The organism is Cellulosimicrobium sp. PMB13, from assembly GCF_051294865.1.
Classification (GTDB): Bacteria; Actinomycetota; Actinomycetes; order Actinomycetales; family Cellulomonadaceae; genus Cellulosimicrobium.
This window is the reverse complement of the sequence record NZ_CP145910.1, coordinates 2,475,378-2,489,861: the sequence shown is the minus strand read 5'-3', so window position 1 is coordinate 2,489,861 and position 14,484 is coordinate 2,475,378. Positions and strand designations below refer to the sequence as shown.

The 14,484-nt window shown below is 73.3% G+C and carries 12 protein-coding genes; 4 read left to right on the top strand and 8 right to left on the bottom strand.

Going from position 1 to position 14,484, the window contains the following annotated elements; translation table 11 throughout:
- Complete coding sequence (locus V5D56_RS11175) at positions 1 to 921, top strand: AEC family transporter (protein WP_435735420.1); 921 nt, start codon at positions 1 to 3, stop codon at positions 919 to 921.
- Between the two features lie 39 nt (positions 922 to 960).
- On the opposite strand, the gene V5D56_RS11170 is transcribed toward V5D56_RS11175, so the two are convergent.
- Positions 961 to 1,347, bottom strand: a complete 387-nt coding sequence (locus tag V5D56_RS11170; RefSeq protein ID WP_435735419.1) for a hypothetical protein — start codon at positions 1,345 to 1,347, stop codon at positions 961 to 963.
- Positions 1,348 to 1,657: 310 nt separating this feature from the next.
- On the opposite strand from V5D56_RS11170, the gene V5D56_RS11165 reads away from it, so the two are divergent.
- Together V5D56_RS11165 and V5D56_RS11160 are read left to right on the top strand one after the other, a co-directional pair.
- Complete coding sequence (locus V5D56_RS11165; protein ID WP_435735418.1) at positions 1,658 to 2,353, top strand: Maf family protein; 696 nt, start codon at positions 1,658 to 1,660, stop codon at positions 2,351 to 2,353.
- Between the two features lie 181 nt (positions 2,354 to 2,534).
- The gene (locus V5D56_RS11160) at positions 2,535 to 4,340 is read left to right on the top strand and encodes a biotin carboxylase N-terminal domain-containing protein (protein ID WP_435735417.1); all 1,806 of its coding nucleotides are present in this window, start codon (positions 2,535 to 2,537) and stop codon (positions 4,338 to 4,340) included.
- A 21-nt stretch (positions 4,341 to 4,361) separates the two neighbouring features.
- Here the strand turns inward: V5D56_RS11160 and V5D56_RS11155 are convergent, their stop codons facing one another.
- Positions 4,362 to 5,753: an MFS transporter gene (locus tag V5D56_RS11155; protein ID WP_435735416.1), complete on the bottom strand. Its 1,392-nt coding sequence runs from the start codon at positions 5,751 to 5,753 to the stop codon at positions 4,362 to 4,364.
- A 129-nt stretch (positions 5,754 to 5,882) separates the two neighbouring features.
- Entirely contained in the window at positions 5,883 to 7,139 is a 1,257-nt protein-coding gene (locus V5D56_RS11150; protein ID WP_435735415.1) for an MFS transporter, read from the bottom strand.
- 119 nt (positions 7,140 to 7,258) lie between these two features.
- Here V5D56_RS11150 and V5D56_RS11145 point away from each other — a divergent pair, with 119 nt between their 5' ends.
- The gene (locus V5D56_RS11145) at positions 7,259 to 7,804 is read left to right on the top strand and encodes an NUDIX hydrolase (RefSeq protein ID WP_435739006.1); all 546 of its coding nucleotides are present in this window, start codon (positions 7,259 to 7,261) and stop codon (positions 7,802 to 7,804) included.
- Here V5D56_RS11145 and V5D56_RS11140 read toward each other — a convergent pair.
- The 5 genes from V5D56_RS11140 to V5D56_RS11120 all read right to left on the bottom strand — a co-directional run bounded on the left by V5D56_RS11140 (position 7,801) and on the right by V5D56_RS11120 (position 14,392).
- On the bottom strand, positions 7,801 to 8,868 hold the full coding sequence (locus tag V5D56_RS11140; protein WP_435735414.1) for a TIGR03842 family LLM class F420-dependent oxidoreductase: 1,068 nt from the start codon (positions 8,866 to 8,868) through the stop codon (positions 7,801 to 7,803). The genes V5D56_RS11145 and V5D56_RS11140 overlap by 4 nt on opposite strands.
- 12 nt (positions 8,869 to 8,880) lie before the next feature.
- Entirely contained in the window at positions 8,881 to 10,317 is a 1,437-nt protein-coding gene (gene hydA / locus V5D56_RS11135; RefSeq protein WP_435735413.1) for a dihydropyrimidinase, read from the bottom strand.
- Between the two features lie 64 nt (positions 10,318 to 10,381).
- The gene (locus V5D56_RS11130) at positions 10,382 to 11,218 is read right to left on the bottom strand and encodes a nitrilase-related carbon-nitrogen hydrolase (RefSeq protein WP_435735412.1); all 837 of its coding nucleotides are present in this window, start codon (positions 11,216 to 11,218) and stop codon (positions 10,382 to 10,384) included.
- Positions 11,215 to 12,645 carry an aspartate aminotransferase family protein gene (locus V5D56_RS11125; RefSeq protein WP_435735411.1) on the bottom strand — a complete coding sequence of 477 codons (1,431 nt, stop codon included), beginning with the start codon at positions 12,643 to 12,645 and terminating at the stop codon, positions 11,215 to 11,217. The genes V5D56_RS11130 and V5D56_RS11125 overlap by 4 nt, the downstream gene beginning before the upstream one ends.
- Before the next feature lie 46 nt (positions 12,646 to 12,691).
- Positions 12,692 to 14,392, bottom strand: a complete 1,701-nt coding sequence (locus V5D56_RS11120) for a CoA-acylating methylmalonate-semialdehyde dehydrogenase (protein WP_435735410.1) — start codon at positions 14,390 to 14,392, stop codon at positions 12,692 to 12,694.
- Between the last annotated feature and the right edge of the window lie 92 nt (positions 14,393 to 14,484).

The following is a 14,484-nucleotide window of genomic DNA, read 5'->3' as shown; positions in this document are numbered from 1 at the left end:
GTGACGGACGTCCTGGTCGGCTTCGCGATCATCGCCGTGGTCGTCGCGGCCGGGTACCTGTGCGCGCGGCTGCGCATCGGTGGCCCGGACGCGAGGACCGCGCTCAACCAGGTGGGGTTCTTCGTCGCGAGCCCCGCCCTGCTGTTCACGGTGCTCGCGCGGGCCGACGTCGCGGCGCTCGTCCAGGCGCCGCTGGCGGTCGCGGCGGTGGGCGCCGTCGTGGCCGCCGGCGTGTTCGTCCTCGTGAACCGCGTGTGGCTGCGCCTGCCGGCGCCTGAGGCGACCGTCGGAGCCGTCGGCTCCGGCTACGTGAACGCGAACAACATCGGCCTGCCCGTCGCGGTCTACGTGCTCGGCGACGCGACCGCCGTCGTGCCGGTCATCCTGCTCCAGCTGCTCGTCCTCGCGCCCGTCGCGCTGCTCGTGCTCGACGCGACGACGAGCGGCCGCATGTCGTGGCGGTTCGTCCTCGCCCAGCCCGTGCGCAACCCGATCATCCTCGGGTCGGCCGCCGGTGCCGTCGTGTCGTTGACGGGCTGGAGCCCGCCGGTCGCCGTCATGGCACCGCTCGACATCCTGGGCGGCGCCGCGATCCCGATGATCCTGCTCGCGTTCGGCATGTCGCTGCACGGGACCCGCCCGCTGCGGCGCGGCGAGGCGCGCGCGGCGGTCTGGGTCGCGAGCGGCGTCAAGCTGCTCGTCATGCCGGTCGTCGTGTTTCTCGTCGCGCGGTTCGCCTTCGGGTTCGACGACGCTGCGGTCGCCGCCGCCGTGACGCTCGCCGCGCTGCCGTCGGCCCAGAACGTCTACAACTACGCCGCACGCTTCGGCCGCGGCGAGATCCTCGCGCGCGACACGATCCTCGTCACGACCCTCGCGTCGCCGGTCGTGCTCGTCGTCGCCGCCGTCCTGCTGGCCTGATGCTCCGTCCCTGACGAGGGTGACGAGTGGCTGCCGACATCAGTCACGAGGTCCCTCCGTCCAGGTACGACTCGGGGCGTAGCGCGTCGCCCAGGACGACGCGAACCTCCACGCGAGCAGAGCAAGTCCCAGGACGGCAACGGCAAACCCGATACCTATCGCCACCAGGACGGCCACGACGTTCGCCGTGAGGTCGACGTCCCCGAGGTCCTGAACGCCGATCACGACGCACGCGAGGGCCACGTAACCCGCCCCGAGCACCAGAAGAGCGACGGCCGTGCGACGCGCGCCCAGAGCTCGAGCAACGGCGCCGGGGATGATGGGAACCGCGAAGTACAGGACGACGCCGATCGTCCCCACGGCGGTGAGCTGGCGGTCGTCCCCGGTCACCAGCGTCACCAGCCGCATCAGCCCGCGTGCGACCACGCCGGTGACCAGCCCGGCGAGAAGGCCTGCCCCGACGCCCACCACGAGCGCACGCCCTGCCCGTCCGACGCTCTGGGCCGGAACGGCGGGAGGGTCTGTCTGCATCATGGCCTCCCCGTCGAGGGTCGGGAGCCGTGGTCGCGACGGATCCGGACCGCCGCGCGCCTGTCTTGAGGCTCCTCCCGGGCCCAGTCCCCTGTCAACGACTCCCCGCACCGTGCGATCGTGGCGATCACCGTCGAGCCAGCGCCGATCCACGGCCGTCGCAGCGAGGCCCGGCCGCCCGGCGTGCGGCAGGTAGTCTGCGCGGGTGCTCCGACTCGTGCTCGCCTCGCGCTCCCCCGCCCGCCTGACGACCCTGCGCGCCGCCGGCGTGGACCCCGCGGTCCGCGTGTCCGACGTCGACGAGGACGCCGTGCTGCGCGACGCGGCGGAGCGCTACGGCCAGCTCGATCCGGTCGACGCCGTGCTCGTCCTCGCGCGGGCCAAGGCCGAGGAGGTCGCGCGGATGCTCGACGCCGAGGCCGATGCGGACGAGCCGTCCGACGAGCCGTCGACCGACGGCGGCCCGGTCGGCGACGGCGCCGACCTCCTCGTCGCGTGCGACTCGATGCTCGAGCTCGACGGCGACATCCTGGGCAAGCCGCTCGACGCCGACGACGCGCGGGCACGCTGGCGCGCGATGCGTGGGCGGGCGGGCGTGCTGCACACCGGCCACTGGCTCATCGACCTGCGGCACCCCGAGGACGGCGGCACCGGCGCGACGCTCGGTGCGACCGCCTCGACGACCGTCCACTTCGCCGACCTGACCGACGCGGAGATCGACGCCTACGTCGCGACGGGAGAGCCGCTGCACGTCGCCGGGGCCTTTACCGTCGACGGGCTCGGCGGGCCGTACGTCGAGCGCATCGAGGGCGACCACCACAACGTCGTCGGCATCAGCCTGCCCCTCGTGCGCGAGATGCTCGGCGAGGTCGGCGTGGCCTGGCACGAGCTGCGCGGCTGAGCCCACCCGCACGTGGACTTGTGGGTGCCGGACAACCCGGCGTCGCACGAGCGTCCCGTTGCGGGCTCGCTATGGAGGTTTCCTCCAACCGGCCTGCACGCGCCTTGGCCGCATCTCCAATCTTGTCCGGCACCGGGGGTCGGAGCGTGATCGGCGGTCCGGGCACGCGTTACCGTGAGCCGTGCCCGCGAACCCCTCCCGCCCCCTGAGCAAGGTCCTCATCGCGAACCGCGGCGAGATCGCCGTCCGGATCGCCCGCGCGTGCGCCGACGCCGGCGTCGCGTCGGTCGCGGTGTACGCCGACTCGGACCGCCAGGCCCTGCACGTGCGCGTCGCCGACGAGGCCTTCGCGCTGGGCGGTGCGCGCGCTGCCGAGACCTACCTCGACGTCGACAAGCTGCTCGACGTCGCGCGCCGTTCCGGGGCCGACGCCGTGCACCCGGGCTACGGCTTCCTCGCCGAGAACGCCGGCTTCGCGCAGGCCGTCATCGACGCGGGCCTCGTCTGGATCGGACCGCCCCCTGCCGCGATCGACGCGCTCGGCGACAAGGTGAGCGCGCGTCACATCGCGCAGCGCGCCGGCGCGCCTCTCGTCCCGGGCACGTCGGACCCCGTCGCCGACGCGAGCGAGGTGCACGCCTTCGCGGCCGAGCACGGCCTGCCGATCGCCATCAAGGCAGCGTTCGGGGGCGGCGGCCGTGGTCTCAAGGTCGCGCGGGTCGCGGAGGAGATCGACGAGCTCTACGACTCCGCGGTCCGTGAGGCCGTCGCGGCGTTCGGTCGTGGCGAGTGCTTCGTCGAGCGCTACCTCGACACCCCGCGTCACGTCGAGACCCAGTGCCTCGCCGACGAGCACGGCACCGTCGTCGTGGTCTCCACGCGCGACTGCTCGCTCCAGCGCCGGCACCAGAAGCTCGTCGAGGAGGCGCCCGCACCGTTCCTCACGCCCGAGCAGGAGGCCGAGCTCTACAAGGCGTCCGAGGCGATCCTCCGCGAGGCCGGGTACGTCGGCGCCGGGACCTGCGAGTTCCTCGTGGGTGCCGACGGGACCATCTCGTTCCTCGAGGTCAACACGCGCCTCCAGGTCGAGCACCCCGTCTCCGAGGAGATCAGCGGTATCGACCTCGTGCGCGAGCAGCTGCGCATCGCCGCGGGAGAGCCGCTCGGCTACAGCAGCGTGGCCACGCGAGGTCACTCCATCGAGTTCCGCATCAACGGTGAGGACCCGGCCGCCAACTTCCTCCCCGCACCGGGTCGCCTCACGACCCTGCGCTTCCCGTCCGGGCCGGGCGTGCGCGTCGACTCGGGCGTCGTCGAGGGGGACACGATCTCCGGCGCGTTCGACTCGATGATCGCCAAGGTCATCGTCACGGGCGCGACGCGCCAGCAGGCCGTCGAGCGGTCGCGCCGGGCGTTGCGCGAGCTCGAGATCGAGGGGATCCCGACCGTCGTCCCGTTCCACCGTGCCGTGCTCGACGCCGAGGCGTTCGTGCCCGCGGGCGACGAGCCGTTCCGCGTGCACACGCGGTGGATCGAGACCGAGTTCGCGGACACGCTCGCGACCCTGGCCCCCACCGCCGGCGGGGCGGCGTCCGACGAGGACGCGGACGAGCCCGTCGCGACGGAGCGCGTCGTCGTCGAGGTCGGCGGCAAGCGCCTCGAGGTCGTCCTGCCTGCCGGGCTCGGCATGGCCGCAGGCCGCGCCCGCACCGCCAACGCCGCGCGTCGGCCTGCCCGTCGCACGGCGGCGCGCGCCAACGGCGGCGCGTCCGGCACCACGCTCGCCTCCCCGATGCAGGGCACGATCGTCAAGGTCGCCGTCGAGGACGGGGCGCAGGTCGCCGAGGGCGACCTCGTCGTCGTGCTCGAGGCGATGAAGATGGAGCAGCCTCTGCTCGCGCACCGCGCGGGCACCGTCCGGTCGCTGGCCGCGAGCGCGGGGGCGAGCGTCAGCGCGGGGACGTCGATCTGCGAGATCGTCGACTGACCGCCCCCGCCTGACGCCCCGTCAGGAGGTCCCCTCGCCCGGTCCGGCGCCCACGACGGCCGCCGGTTCGGCCGACGTCCCGTGCTGCGCCGCGGCGCGCATCGCCCGGCGCCCCGACGGGAGCGCGACGGCGATGCCGATCACGGCGAACATGAGCAGGCCGGACACCACGAGCAGCGACTCGACCGTGAAGCGGTCGGCGAGCGGGCCGAAGACGACCATGCCGAGCGGCATCGACACGGCCATGACGATCCCGACGAACCCGAACACGCGGCCCTGCCGCTCCGGCTCGACCGTCTCCTGGAGGATCGTCATGGACGTCGTCGAGAACGGCGGGACCGCGAGGCCGAGCAGGAACATGAACGTGAAGAAGACCCACATGTTCGTGGACAGCCCCATCCCGACGGACAGGATCCCGAAGACGAACGTCGCGCCGACCATCAGCGCGATGCGGTTCTTCAGCCGCCCGCCCCAGGTCGCGAGGACGACGCCGCCGAGCAGCATGCCCACGGAGAACGCGACCTCGTTGACGGTCAGCTTCCACACCTCCTCGCCGAACGACCGGGCGACCATGAGCGGCGTGAGGTACGACGGCGCCACGATGAGCAGGAAGATCGCCGCGTAGAGCCCGAGGACCCACCGGACGAACGCGTGCGAGCCGAGGTATCGGAACCCCTCGACGAGGTCGTCGAAGTACCCGGCCCGGTCCGCCGTCGCGCGGGCGTGCGCGAGCGTCGGCACGGGCACGAGCAGGAGCAGCCCGATGCCGATCGCGGCGGTCACGACGTCGATGAAGAACACGGCGACGATCGACGCGCTCGCGTAGACCGCCGCCGCGACGGCCGGGGCGAGGAGCATCATCGCGGACTGGATCGACTGGTTGATGCCGTTGACGCGCAGGAGCTTGCTCGCCGGGACGATCTGCGGCAGGAGCGCCGCGACGGCGGGCGTCTGGATGCCCGCACCGGTCGAGCGGATCGCCAGCGCGGCGTAGATGAGCCAGAGGTCGTCGGCTCCGCCGAGCATGAGCAGGGCGAGCGCGAGCGTCGTGACGGCGATCGTCGCGTCGGCGGCGACGATGAGCACCTTGCGGTTGACGCGGTCGGCCCACACTCCGCCGAAGACCGAGACGACGGCCTGCGGGAGGAAGCCGAAGAGCGTGCTCAGCGCGAGCACGGACCCGGACTTCGTCTCGATCGTCAGGTGCCACATGACCGCGTACTGCACGAGCATCGACCCGAACAGCGAGACGGTCTGACCGGAGAGGAAGACCGCCGCGTCGCGTCGCCACCGGGGCAAAGCTGCGACGTCGTCCGGCGTACCGTCGACGCCCGCGAGGTCCCCGTCGGCCGGGTCGCGATCGGTCGGGACGCCGTCGGTCGGTGCGTCGTTCTCGTACGGTGTATGACTCACCCGGACATCCTCACCCGAGCCACCGACACCGGTCCATGGCTTTCTCCCACCGGTGCCGGCCCCGCCGACCATGCCCTCCCTCCTGTCGAGCACGCGACTCCCGCCCGTCCGCGCGCGGACGGGCCAGGATCACCGGGTCGGCGCTGCGGGGGCGTCGGGGTCGACCTCGCCGGCGTGGGCCACGTTCGTCAGCTGGCGCCACACGAGCGCCAGCGTGAGCCCGGCACCGGCGAACGCGAACCAGAACGGCGCCGTGATCCCCCACGTCTCGGCGAGGATCCCGCCGAGGAGCTGCCCGATCGCGACGCCGCCGTAGACGCACACCATGTAGGCGGCGGAGACGCGCCCCTGGAGCTCGGTCGGGACCGCGCGCTGGCGCACCGTGCTCGACACGGTCGCCCACACGAACGCGTAGAGCCCGAACACGACCATGATCCCCATCGCGACCCCGCCGGAGGTCGTCACGGCGAGCGCCGCGTGCATGAGGACCTCGAGCGAGAGGCACACGCGCATGAGGGTCGCGAGGCGCACGTGGCGCTCGAGCCAGCCGTAGATCCCGATCGCGACGACCCCGCCCACGGCGGACGCGGTCGTGAGGAGGCCGAAGCCGACCTCGTCCATGTGCAGGTGGTCGATCGCGTACTTCACGAGCACTGCGCCGGGCGCCGCCCACGTGATGTTGAACGCGAGGATGACGAGCGCGAGCGTGCGCACCGGCGCGTTGCCGAGGATCCAGCGCACGCCCTCGGCGATGTCCTGGCGCACGTGCGTGCGACCCTCTCGGACCGGGCCGGGCGTCGTCGCGATGCGCGCGACGAGCAGCACCGCGAGGAGGATGCTCACCCCTTGCGCGACGAACGGCCAGGCCATGCCCGCCGCGAAGAGGAACGCCCCGACGGGCGGCCCGACGAGCTGGTTGCCCACGAGGAAGCCGGCCTGGAGGCGGGCGTTGCCCGTGCCGAGGTCCTTGCGGTCGACCAGCATCGGCAGGAGCGTGCTCGCGGTCGTGTCGACGAAGACCTCGGCGGTGCCGAGGCAGAACAGCGCGCCGAGCACGACGGCGATGCTCACGTTCCCCGTGGCCACGAACACGCACAGCACGCCGACGACCCCTGCGCGCACGAGGTTCGCGCCGACGACGAGGAGACGACGGTCGACCCGGTCGGCGATCGCACCGGCCCACAGCCCGAACAGGAGCCACGGGATGCGCTGGACGAGCGCGGCGAACGCGACCAGGAACGCCGAGTCCGTCTGCGACTGCACGAGGAGCGGGCCGGCAGCCAGCGCGATCCCGTCGCCGATGTTGCTCGTCCACGACGACCCGACGAGCCAGCGGAAGCTCGTCCCCATGCGTCGCGGCACGACGGCGTCCACGACCCTGCTCACGCCACGCCCTGTGCTCACAAGGGGGAGATCCTACGTGCCCCGGGCGACGATCACGGCACGCCGCACGCGGGCGCTGGAGCCTCCTGGCGGCGACCGCCTGGCAGCATGGCCTCGTGACGATCCCCACCGCTCCCCGCGACCCGGGCGAGCCCGCGCCGCGCCTCCCCCGCCACCTGCAGCCCGGCGACGGATGGGTCGAGTGCGCGTGCGGGCGCCGGCACTGGGGCCTGTTCGGCGCCGCCGGGCTGCTCCTCGCGCGGCGGGGCGACGACGGCCGGGCGACCGACGTCGTCCTGCAGCACCGCGCCCCGTGGAGCGACCAGGGCGGGACGTGGGGCGTGCCGGGCGGCGCCGTCGGGCCGGACGAGACGCCCGAGCAGGGCGCGCTGCGCGAGGCGCACGAGGAGGCGGGGATCGACCCGGGCACGGTGCGGGTCCTCGGCGAGCGCGTGCTCGACCACGGGCCCTGGCGCTACACGACCGTCGTCGCCGAGCTGGCGGACGGGGCCGACCTCGCGCCGACCGCGACCGACGCGGAGAGCGTCGAGGTGCGGTGGGTCCCGGTCGACGACGTCGCCGGGCTCGCCCTGCTCCCGGCCTTCGCCGACGCCTGGCCGGTGCTGCGGGCGCTGCTCGACGGCGCTCCGTCCGCCGGTCCGTCCTAGTCCCGGGCGCGCGCCAGGTCGCGCACGGCCGGGCCGATCGTCTCGCCGTACGCGCGCAGGGTCTCGTCCTTCGCGTCGTGCTGGAGGTACACCGCGAACTGGTCGACGCCGAGCGCGGCGAGCTCGCGCAGCCGCTCGACGTGCCGATCCGTCGGGCCGACCAGGCAGAACCGGTCGACGATCTCGTCCGTGACGAACGCGGTGTGCGAGTTCCCGGCGCGCCCGTGCTCGTTGTAGTCGTACCCCTCGCGGCCCGCGACGAACGCCGTGAGCGCCTCCGGGATCGACACCCCCGCGGACTCCTCCGTGCCGCCGGGCCCGTAGCGCGCGACGATCTCGGCGACGTGGTTCCCGACCATCCCGCCGAACCAGCGGCACTGGTCGTACGCATGGGCGAGCGCCCGTCCGGGCTGGCCGTCCGACGACGCACCGTCCGTCACGTACGCGGGCGCGGCGACGCAGATGCTCACGTCGTCGGGGTCGCGGCCCGCGCGCTCGGCCGCCGCGCGGACGGCCGCGACGGACCACGCGACGACGTCGGGGTCGGCGAGCTGGAGGATGAACCCGTCGCCGACCTCGCCCGTGAGCGCGAGCGCCTTCGGGCCGTAGGCCGCGACCCACACCGGCAGTCGCGAGCCGGGGTTCCACGGCAGGCGCAGCGTCGAACCGCGGTACTCGACGGACTCCCCCGACGCGAGGCCCCGGATGACGTGGATCGCCTCCCGCAGCTGCGCGAGCGTCACGGGGCGGCCGTTGATGACGCGCACGGCGGAGTCGCCGCGCCCGATCCCGCAGATGGTCCGGTTGCCGAACATCTCGTTGAGGGTCGCGAAGAGCGACGCCGTGACGGTGACGTCGCGCGTGGCGGGGTTCGTGACCATCGGCCCGACCGTGACCCGATGGGTGGCCGAGAGGATCTGGGAGTAGACGACGAACGGCTCCTCCCACAGCAGGTGCGAGTCGAACGTCCACACGTGGCTGAACCCGTAGGTCTCCGCCTGGCGTGCGAGGTCGACGACCCGCCACGCCGGCGGGTCGTTCTGCAGCACCACCCCGAGGTCCACGTGACTCCTCCCTCAGCGCAGGTACGCCGACAGCCCGCGCTTGAGGAACCGACCGTGACCGGGACTCCCGTGGTACGCGCCGTCCTCGACGAGCACGCGGCCGCGCGACATGACGACGTCGACGTGCCCGTCGATCTCGTACCCCTCCCACGCGGAGTGGTCCATGCTCATGTGGTGGGTCTTGTCGTACCCGATCGACGTGTGCCCGGCCGGGTCGTAGACGACGACGTCGGCGTCCGCGCCCGGCGCGAGCACGCCCTTGCGGCCGTCGAGGCCGAACATGCGCGCCGGCGTCGTGCAGCACAGCTCGACCCACCGCTCGCGCGTGATCCGCCCGTCCACGACGCCCTGGTAGAGCAGGTTCAGCCGGTGCTCGACGCCACCGATCCCGTTGGGGATCTTCGAGAAGTCTCCGCGGCCGAGCTCCTTCTGCTCCTTCATGCAGAACGGGCAGTGGTCGGTGCTCACGGCCGACAGGTCCCCCGTGCGCAGGGACCGCCACAGCTCGTCCTGGTGGCCCTCGGCGCGCGAGCGCAGCGGCGTCGAGCACACCCACTTCGCGCCCTCGAAGTCACCCCACTCCTCGCTGCGCGCCCCGAGCTGCTCCTCGAGCGACAGGTAGAGGTACTGCGGGCACGTCTCGCCGAACACGGTGAGGCCCTCGTCGCGGGCCCGCGCGAGCGTCTCGACGGCCTGCTTCGCCGACATGTGCACGACGTACAGCGGCGCGCCGGTCAGCCGCGCGAGCATGATCGCGCGGTGCGTCGCCTCCTCCTCGGTCTCCCACGGTCGTGTCGTGCCGTGGAAGTACGGCGCGGTGTCGCCGCGGTCGAGCGCCTGGCGCACGAGCACGTCGATCGCGATGCCGTTCTCGGCGTGCATCATGACCACCGACCCGTTGTCGCGCGCCTTCTGCATCGCGCGCAGGATCTGCCCGTCGTCGCTGTAGAACACGCCCGGGTAGGCCATGAAGAGCTTGAAGCTCGTGATCCCCTCGCCGACGAGCTCGTCCATCGCCTTGAGCGCGTCGTCGTCGACGCCGCCGAGGATCTGGTGGAAGCCGTAGTCGACGGCGCACTGCCCGGCCGCCTTCTCGTGCCACGCTGCGAGGCCGTCCTGGACGCGCTCCCCGGTGCGCTGGACCGCGAAGTCGACGATCGTCGTCGTGCCGCCCCAGGCAGCGGCGCGTGTCCCGGTCTCGAACGTGTCCGAGGCTGCCGTCCCTCCGAACGGCAGCTCCATGTGCGTGTGGCAGTCGACGGCGCCCGGGATGACGTACTTGCCCGTCGCGTCGACCACGCGCTCCGCGTTCGCGGCGAGGTCCGCGCCGAGGCTCGTGTCCCCGGGCCGCAGCAGCGCGGCGACCTGCTCGCCGTCGACGAGCACGTCGGCGAGCGTCGAGCCCGTGGGCCCGACGACGGTCCCTCCGCGGATCAGCGTGTGCGGCATCGCGTGGTCTCCTCTCGAGCGGTGCGGGTCGGTGCGGCCGTGCGGTCGTCGCCGGCGTGACGCGTCACGGCCGGGTGAGGTCGTCGTAGGCGTCGGGCCGGCGGTCGCGGTAGAACTGCCAGCGGTCACGCACGACCCGGAGCAGGTCGAGGTCCAGGTCCCGCACGACGAGCTCCTCCTCGTAGGAGTCGGCCGGGTCCCCGACGAACGAGCCCTCGGGGTCGACGAAGTACGACGTGCCGTAGAAGTCGTCGTCGCCGAGCTCCTCGACGCCCACGCGGTTGATCGCGCCGACGTAGTACTCGTTCGCGACCGCCGCGGCGGGCTGCTCGAGCCGCCACAGGTAGTTCGACAGCCCGCGGCTCGTCGCGCTGGGGTTGAGCACGATCTCCGCGCCGTTCAGCCCGAGCGCGCGCCAGCCCTCGGGGAAGTGCCGGTCGTAGCAGATGTAGACGCCGACGCGCCCCACGGCGGTGTCGAACACCGGGTACCCGAGGTTGCCGGGCCGGAAGTAGAACTTCTCCCAGAACCCGCGCACGTGCGGGATGTGCGTCTTGCGGTACTTGCCGAGGTAGCGCCCGTCGGCGTCGATCACGGCCGCCGTGTTGTAGAGGACGCCGGGCTGCTCCTCCTCGTACACCGGCAGCACGACGACGGTCCCGAGCTCGGCCGCGAGCGCCGAGAACCGCTCGACCGTCGGCCCGGGGACGGACTCCGCGTACGCGTAGTACGCGGCGTCCTGCACCTGGCAGAAGTACGGGCCGTAGAATAGCTCCTGGAAGCACACGAGCCGCGCGCCCTGGTCGGCGGCGTCGCGCAGGTGCTTCTCGTGGACGTCGATCATCGACTCCTTGTCGCCGGTCCAGCGGACCTGCGTGAGTGCGGCGCGCACGGTGGTCATGACCCCTCCTTCGTCCTGGGCTTCCCGATGTGGTCGTCGGCGACGTCGAGCGCCGCGTCGATCGCGGCGAGGCCGTGCTCGAGGTCGTCCGCGGACGTGACGAGCGGTGGCGCGACGTGCAGGCGGTTGAAGTGGACGAACGGCCACACGCCGCGCTCCTTGACCGCGGCGACGACCGCCGCCATCGGCGCGGCGGCGGGTCCGCTCGCGTTGAACGGGACGAAGGGCTCGCGCGTCGTCCGGTCCCGCACGAGCTCGACCGCCCAGAAGAAGCCGAGCCCGCGCACCTCGCCGACGGACGGGTGCCGGGCGGCGATCTCGCGCAGCCGCGGCCCGATCAGGTCGTCGCCGAGGCGGCGGACCCGCTCGAGGATCCCGTCGTCCTCGAACGTGCGGATCGACTCGACCGCGACGGCGCACGCCAGCGGGTGACCGGAGTAGGTGAGCCCGCCCGGGAACACGCGGTCGTCGAACGTCCGCGCGACGTGCTCCGCGATGAGGACGCCGCCGAGCGGCACGTACCCGGAGTTGACGCCCTTGGCGAAGGTCACGAGGTCGGGCACGACGCCCCACCGGTCGATCGCGAACCACTCCCCGACCCGGCCGAAGCCGACCATCACCTCGTCGGCGACCAGCAGGATCCCGTGCTCGTCGCACAGCGCGCGCACGCCCGCGAGGTAGCCGTCGGGCGGGACGAGCACGCCGTTCGTCCCGACGATCGTCTCGAGCAGGATCGCGGCGATCGTCCCGGGCCCTTCGAGGGTCACGATCTCGCGCAGGTGCGCGAGCGCGCGCTCCCCCTCCTCGGCGTCGTCGTGCGCGCCGAACGCCGAGCGGTAGGTGTAGGGGCCGAGGAAGTGGCGCACCTGCGGGTCGGGCGCGACCTCGTTCGGCCAGCGCCGCGGGTCGCCGGTGAGGGTGATCGCCGTGCCGGTGTTCCCGTGGTACGACCGGTACGCGGAGAGCACCTTGGCGCGTCCCGTGTGCAGGCGTGCGAGCCGCACCGCGTTCTCGACGGCGTCCGCACCGCCGTTCGTGAAGAACACGCGCCACGGACGGTCGTCCGACGCGTCGCCGCCCGGCGAGCCCGCCGCGCCCGGCGCTCGCTCGACGATCAGCCGGGCGAGCTCGCCCCGGACGTCGTTGGCGAATGTCGGGCCGACCGTCGCGAGCCGCGCGGCCTGCGCCTGGATCGCGGCGACGAGCCGCGGGTGCTGGTGGCCCAGGTTGAGGTTGACGAGCTGGGACGCGAAGTCGAGGTAGCGGTTGCCGTCCTCGTCCCAGAACCAGGCGCCCTCGCCGCCCGCGACGGGCAGCGGGGAGATCGCCCCCTGCGCCGACCAGGAGTGGAACACGAACCGGTCGTCCGCGCGCGTGCGCGAGGCGGGCCGCGCCGTCACCCCCCGCGCGAGGTCCTCCGTCGTCACGCGTCCTCCTCTCGTCCGGTCGTCGTGGTCGGGTCGTCCGGTCGCGTCACCGCGTCCGGGGGAAGCCGAGGTCGACCGCCGACGTCGCGGGGTCGGGCCAGCGCGTCGTGACGACCTTCGTCCGCGTGTAGAACTGCACGCTCTCGGGCCCGTAGACGTGCAGGTCGCCGAACAGCGAGCTCTTCCACCCGCCGAACGAGTAGTAGCCGACGGGCACGGGGATGGGGACGTTCACGCCGATCATGCCCGCGCGCGCGTCGACCTCGAACGCGCGGGCCGCGCCGCCGTCGCGCGTGAAGATCGCCGCGCCGTTGCCGTACGGGTTGTCGTTGACGAGCCCCACGGCCTCGTCGTAGGTGTCGGCGCGGACGACGGACAGCACGGGCCCGAAGATCTCCTCGCGGTAGACCGTGTGCTCGGGCCGCACGTGGTCCACGAGCGTGGGGTGCAGGAAGAAGCCCGCCGCCAGGTCGTCCGCACGATCGGCGGTGCCCGAGTCGTCGCCGGCCCCGCGGACCGGTGTCGTACGACCGTCGACGACGAGCGTCGCCCCCTCCGCCTCGGCCGTCGCCACGCGCGCGGCGACGCGGTCGCGGTGCTCCGCGGTGATGAGCGGGCCCAACTGCGAGGCCGGGTCGTCACCGGGCCCGACGACGAGCCGCGCCACGCGCTCCCGGATCGCCTCGACCAGGGGGTCGGCCACCGCGCCGACGGCGACGAGCACCGAGACGGCCATGCACCGCTCGCCCGCCGAGCCGTACGCCGCGGAGACGGCCGCGTCGGCCGCGACGTCCACGTCGGCGTCGGGCAGCACGACCATGTGGTTCTTCGCGCCGCCGAGCGCCTGGACCCGCTTGCCGTGCCGCGTCGCGGTCTCGTAGACGTTGCGCGCGACGGGAGTCGACCCGACGAAGCTCACGGCCTCGACGTCGGGGTGCTCGAGCAGCCGCTCGACGGCCACGCGGTCACCCTGCACGACGTTCACCACGCCGTCGGGCAGCCCCGCCTCCTGGAGCAGCCTCGCGACGACGAGCGACGCCGAGGGGTCGCGCTCGCTCGGCTTGAGCACGACCGTGTTCCCGCACGCGATCGCGTTCGGGATCATCCACAGCGGCACCATGGCCGGGAAGTTGAACGGCGTGATGCACGCGACGACTCCGAGCGGCTGCTTCACCTCGTGCACGTCGACGCCCGCGGACGCCTGCTCGGTGTACCCGCCCTTGAGGAGCTGGCCGATGCCGCACGCGAACTCCACGCACTCGAGCGCGCGGGCCACCTCGCCCGCGGCGTCGGAGAGCACCTTCCCGTGCTCGGCGCTCACGATCGCGGCGATCTCGTCCCGGTGCTCGACGAGGAGCTGGTGGAACGCGAAGAGGATCTCGACGCGGCGGGAGACGCTCGTCGCCCGCCAGGCCGGGAACGCCTCGCGGGCGGCCGCGACCGCGGCGTCGACGTCCTCGGCCGACGCGAGCGCCACCCGTCCCGAGACGGTCCCGCGGGCGGGGTCGTGCACCGGGGCGTGCCGTACGGCGTCCGTGCGCAGCGCGCCACCGACCCAGTGCCCGACGACGCGGGCCGGCCCCGGAGAGCCCGACGACCCGGCGCCGTCACCCGGACGGTTCGCCGTCGTCCCGGTCGCGGTGCCGTCGTGCGCCGCGTCGTCGTGGGCCGTGCCGCCCAGCACGGCCGAGCTGCTCGCGGCACGCTCGGGCCCCCGAGCGCCTGCCGTTCGCGTGGTCCGACCCATCGTCGCCTCCTCGCGCGCCGAGGTGGTGGCGCGCCGTCGCAGCCGATCACCCAGTGTGGCACGGATCACACCGAGGCACCGGGCGGCGCGAG

What these genes read in the sequence shown, in the direction of transcription:
- hydA (WP_435735413.1), bottom strand. Translation starts at nt 10,317, where the DNA reads ATGCCGCACACGCTGATCCGCGGAGGGACCGTCGTCGGGCCCACGGGC.
- V5D56_RS11130 (WP_435735412.1), bottom strand. Translation starts at nt 11,218, where the DNA reads ATGACCACCGTGCGCGCCGCACTCACGCAGGTCCGCTGGACCGGCGAC.
- V5D56_RS11120 (WP_435735410.1), bottom strand. Translation starts at nt 14,392, where the DNA reads ATGGGTCGGACCACGCGAACGGCAGGCGCTCGGGGGCCCGAGCGTGCC.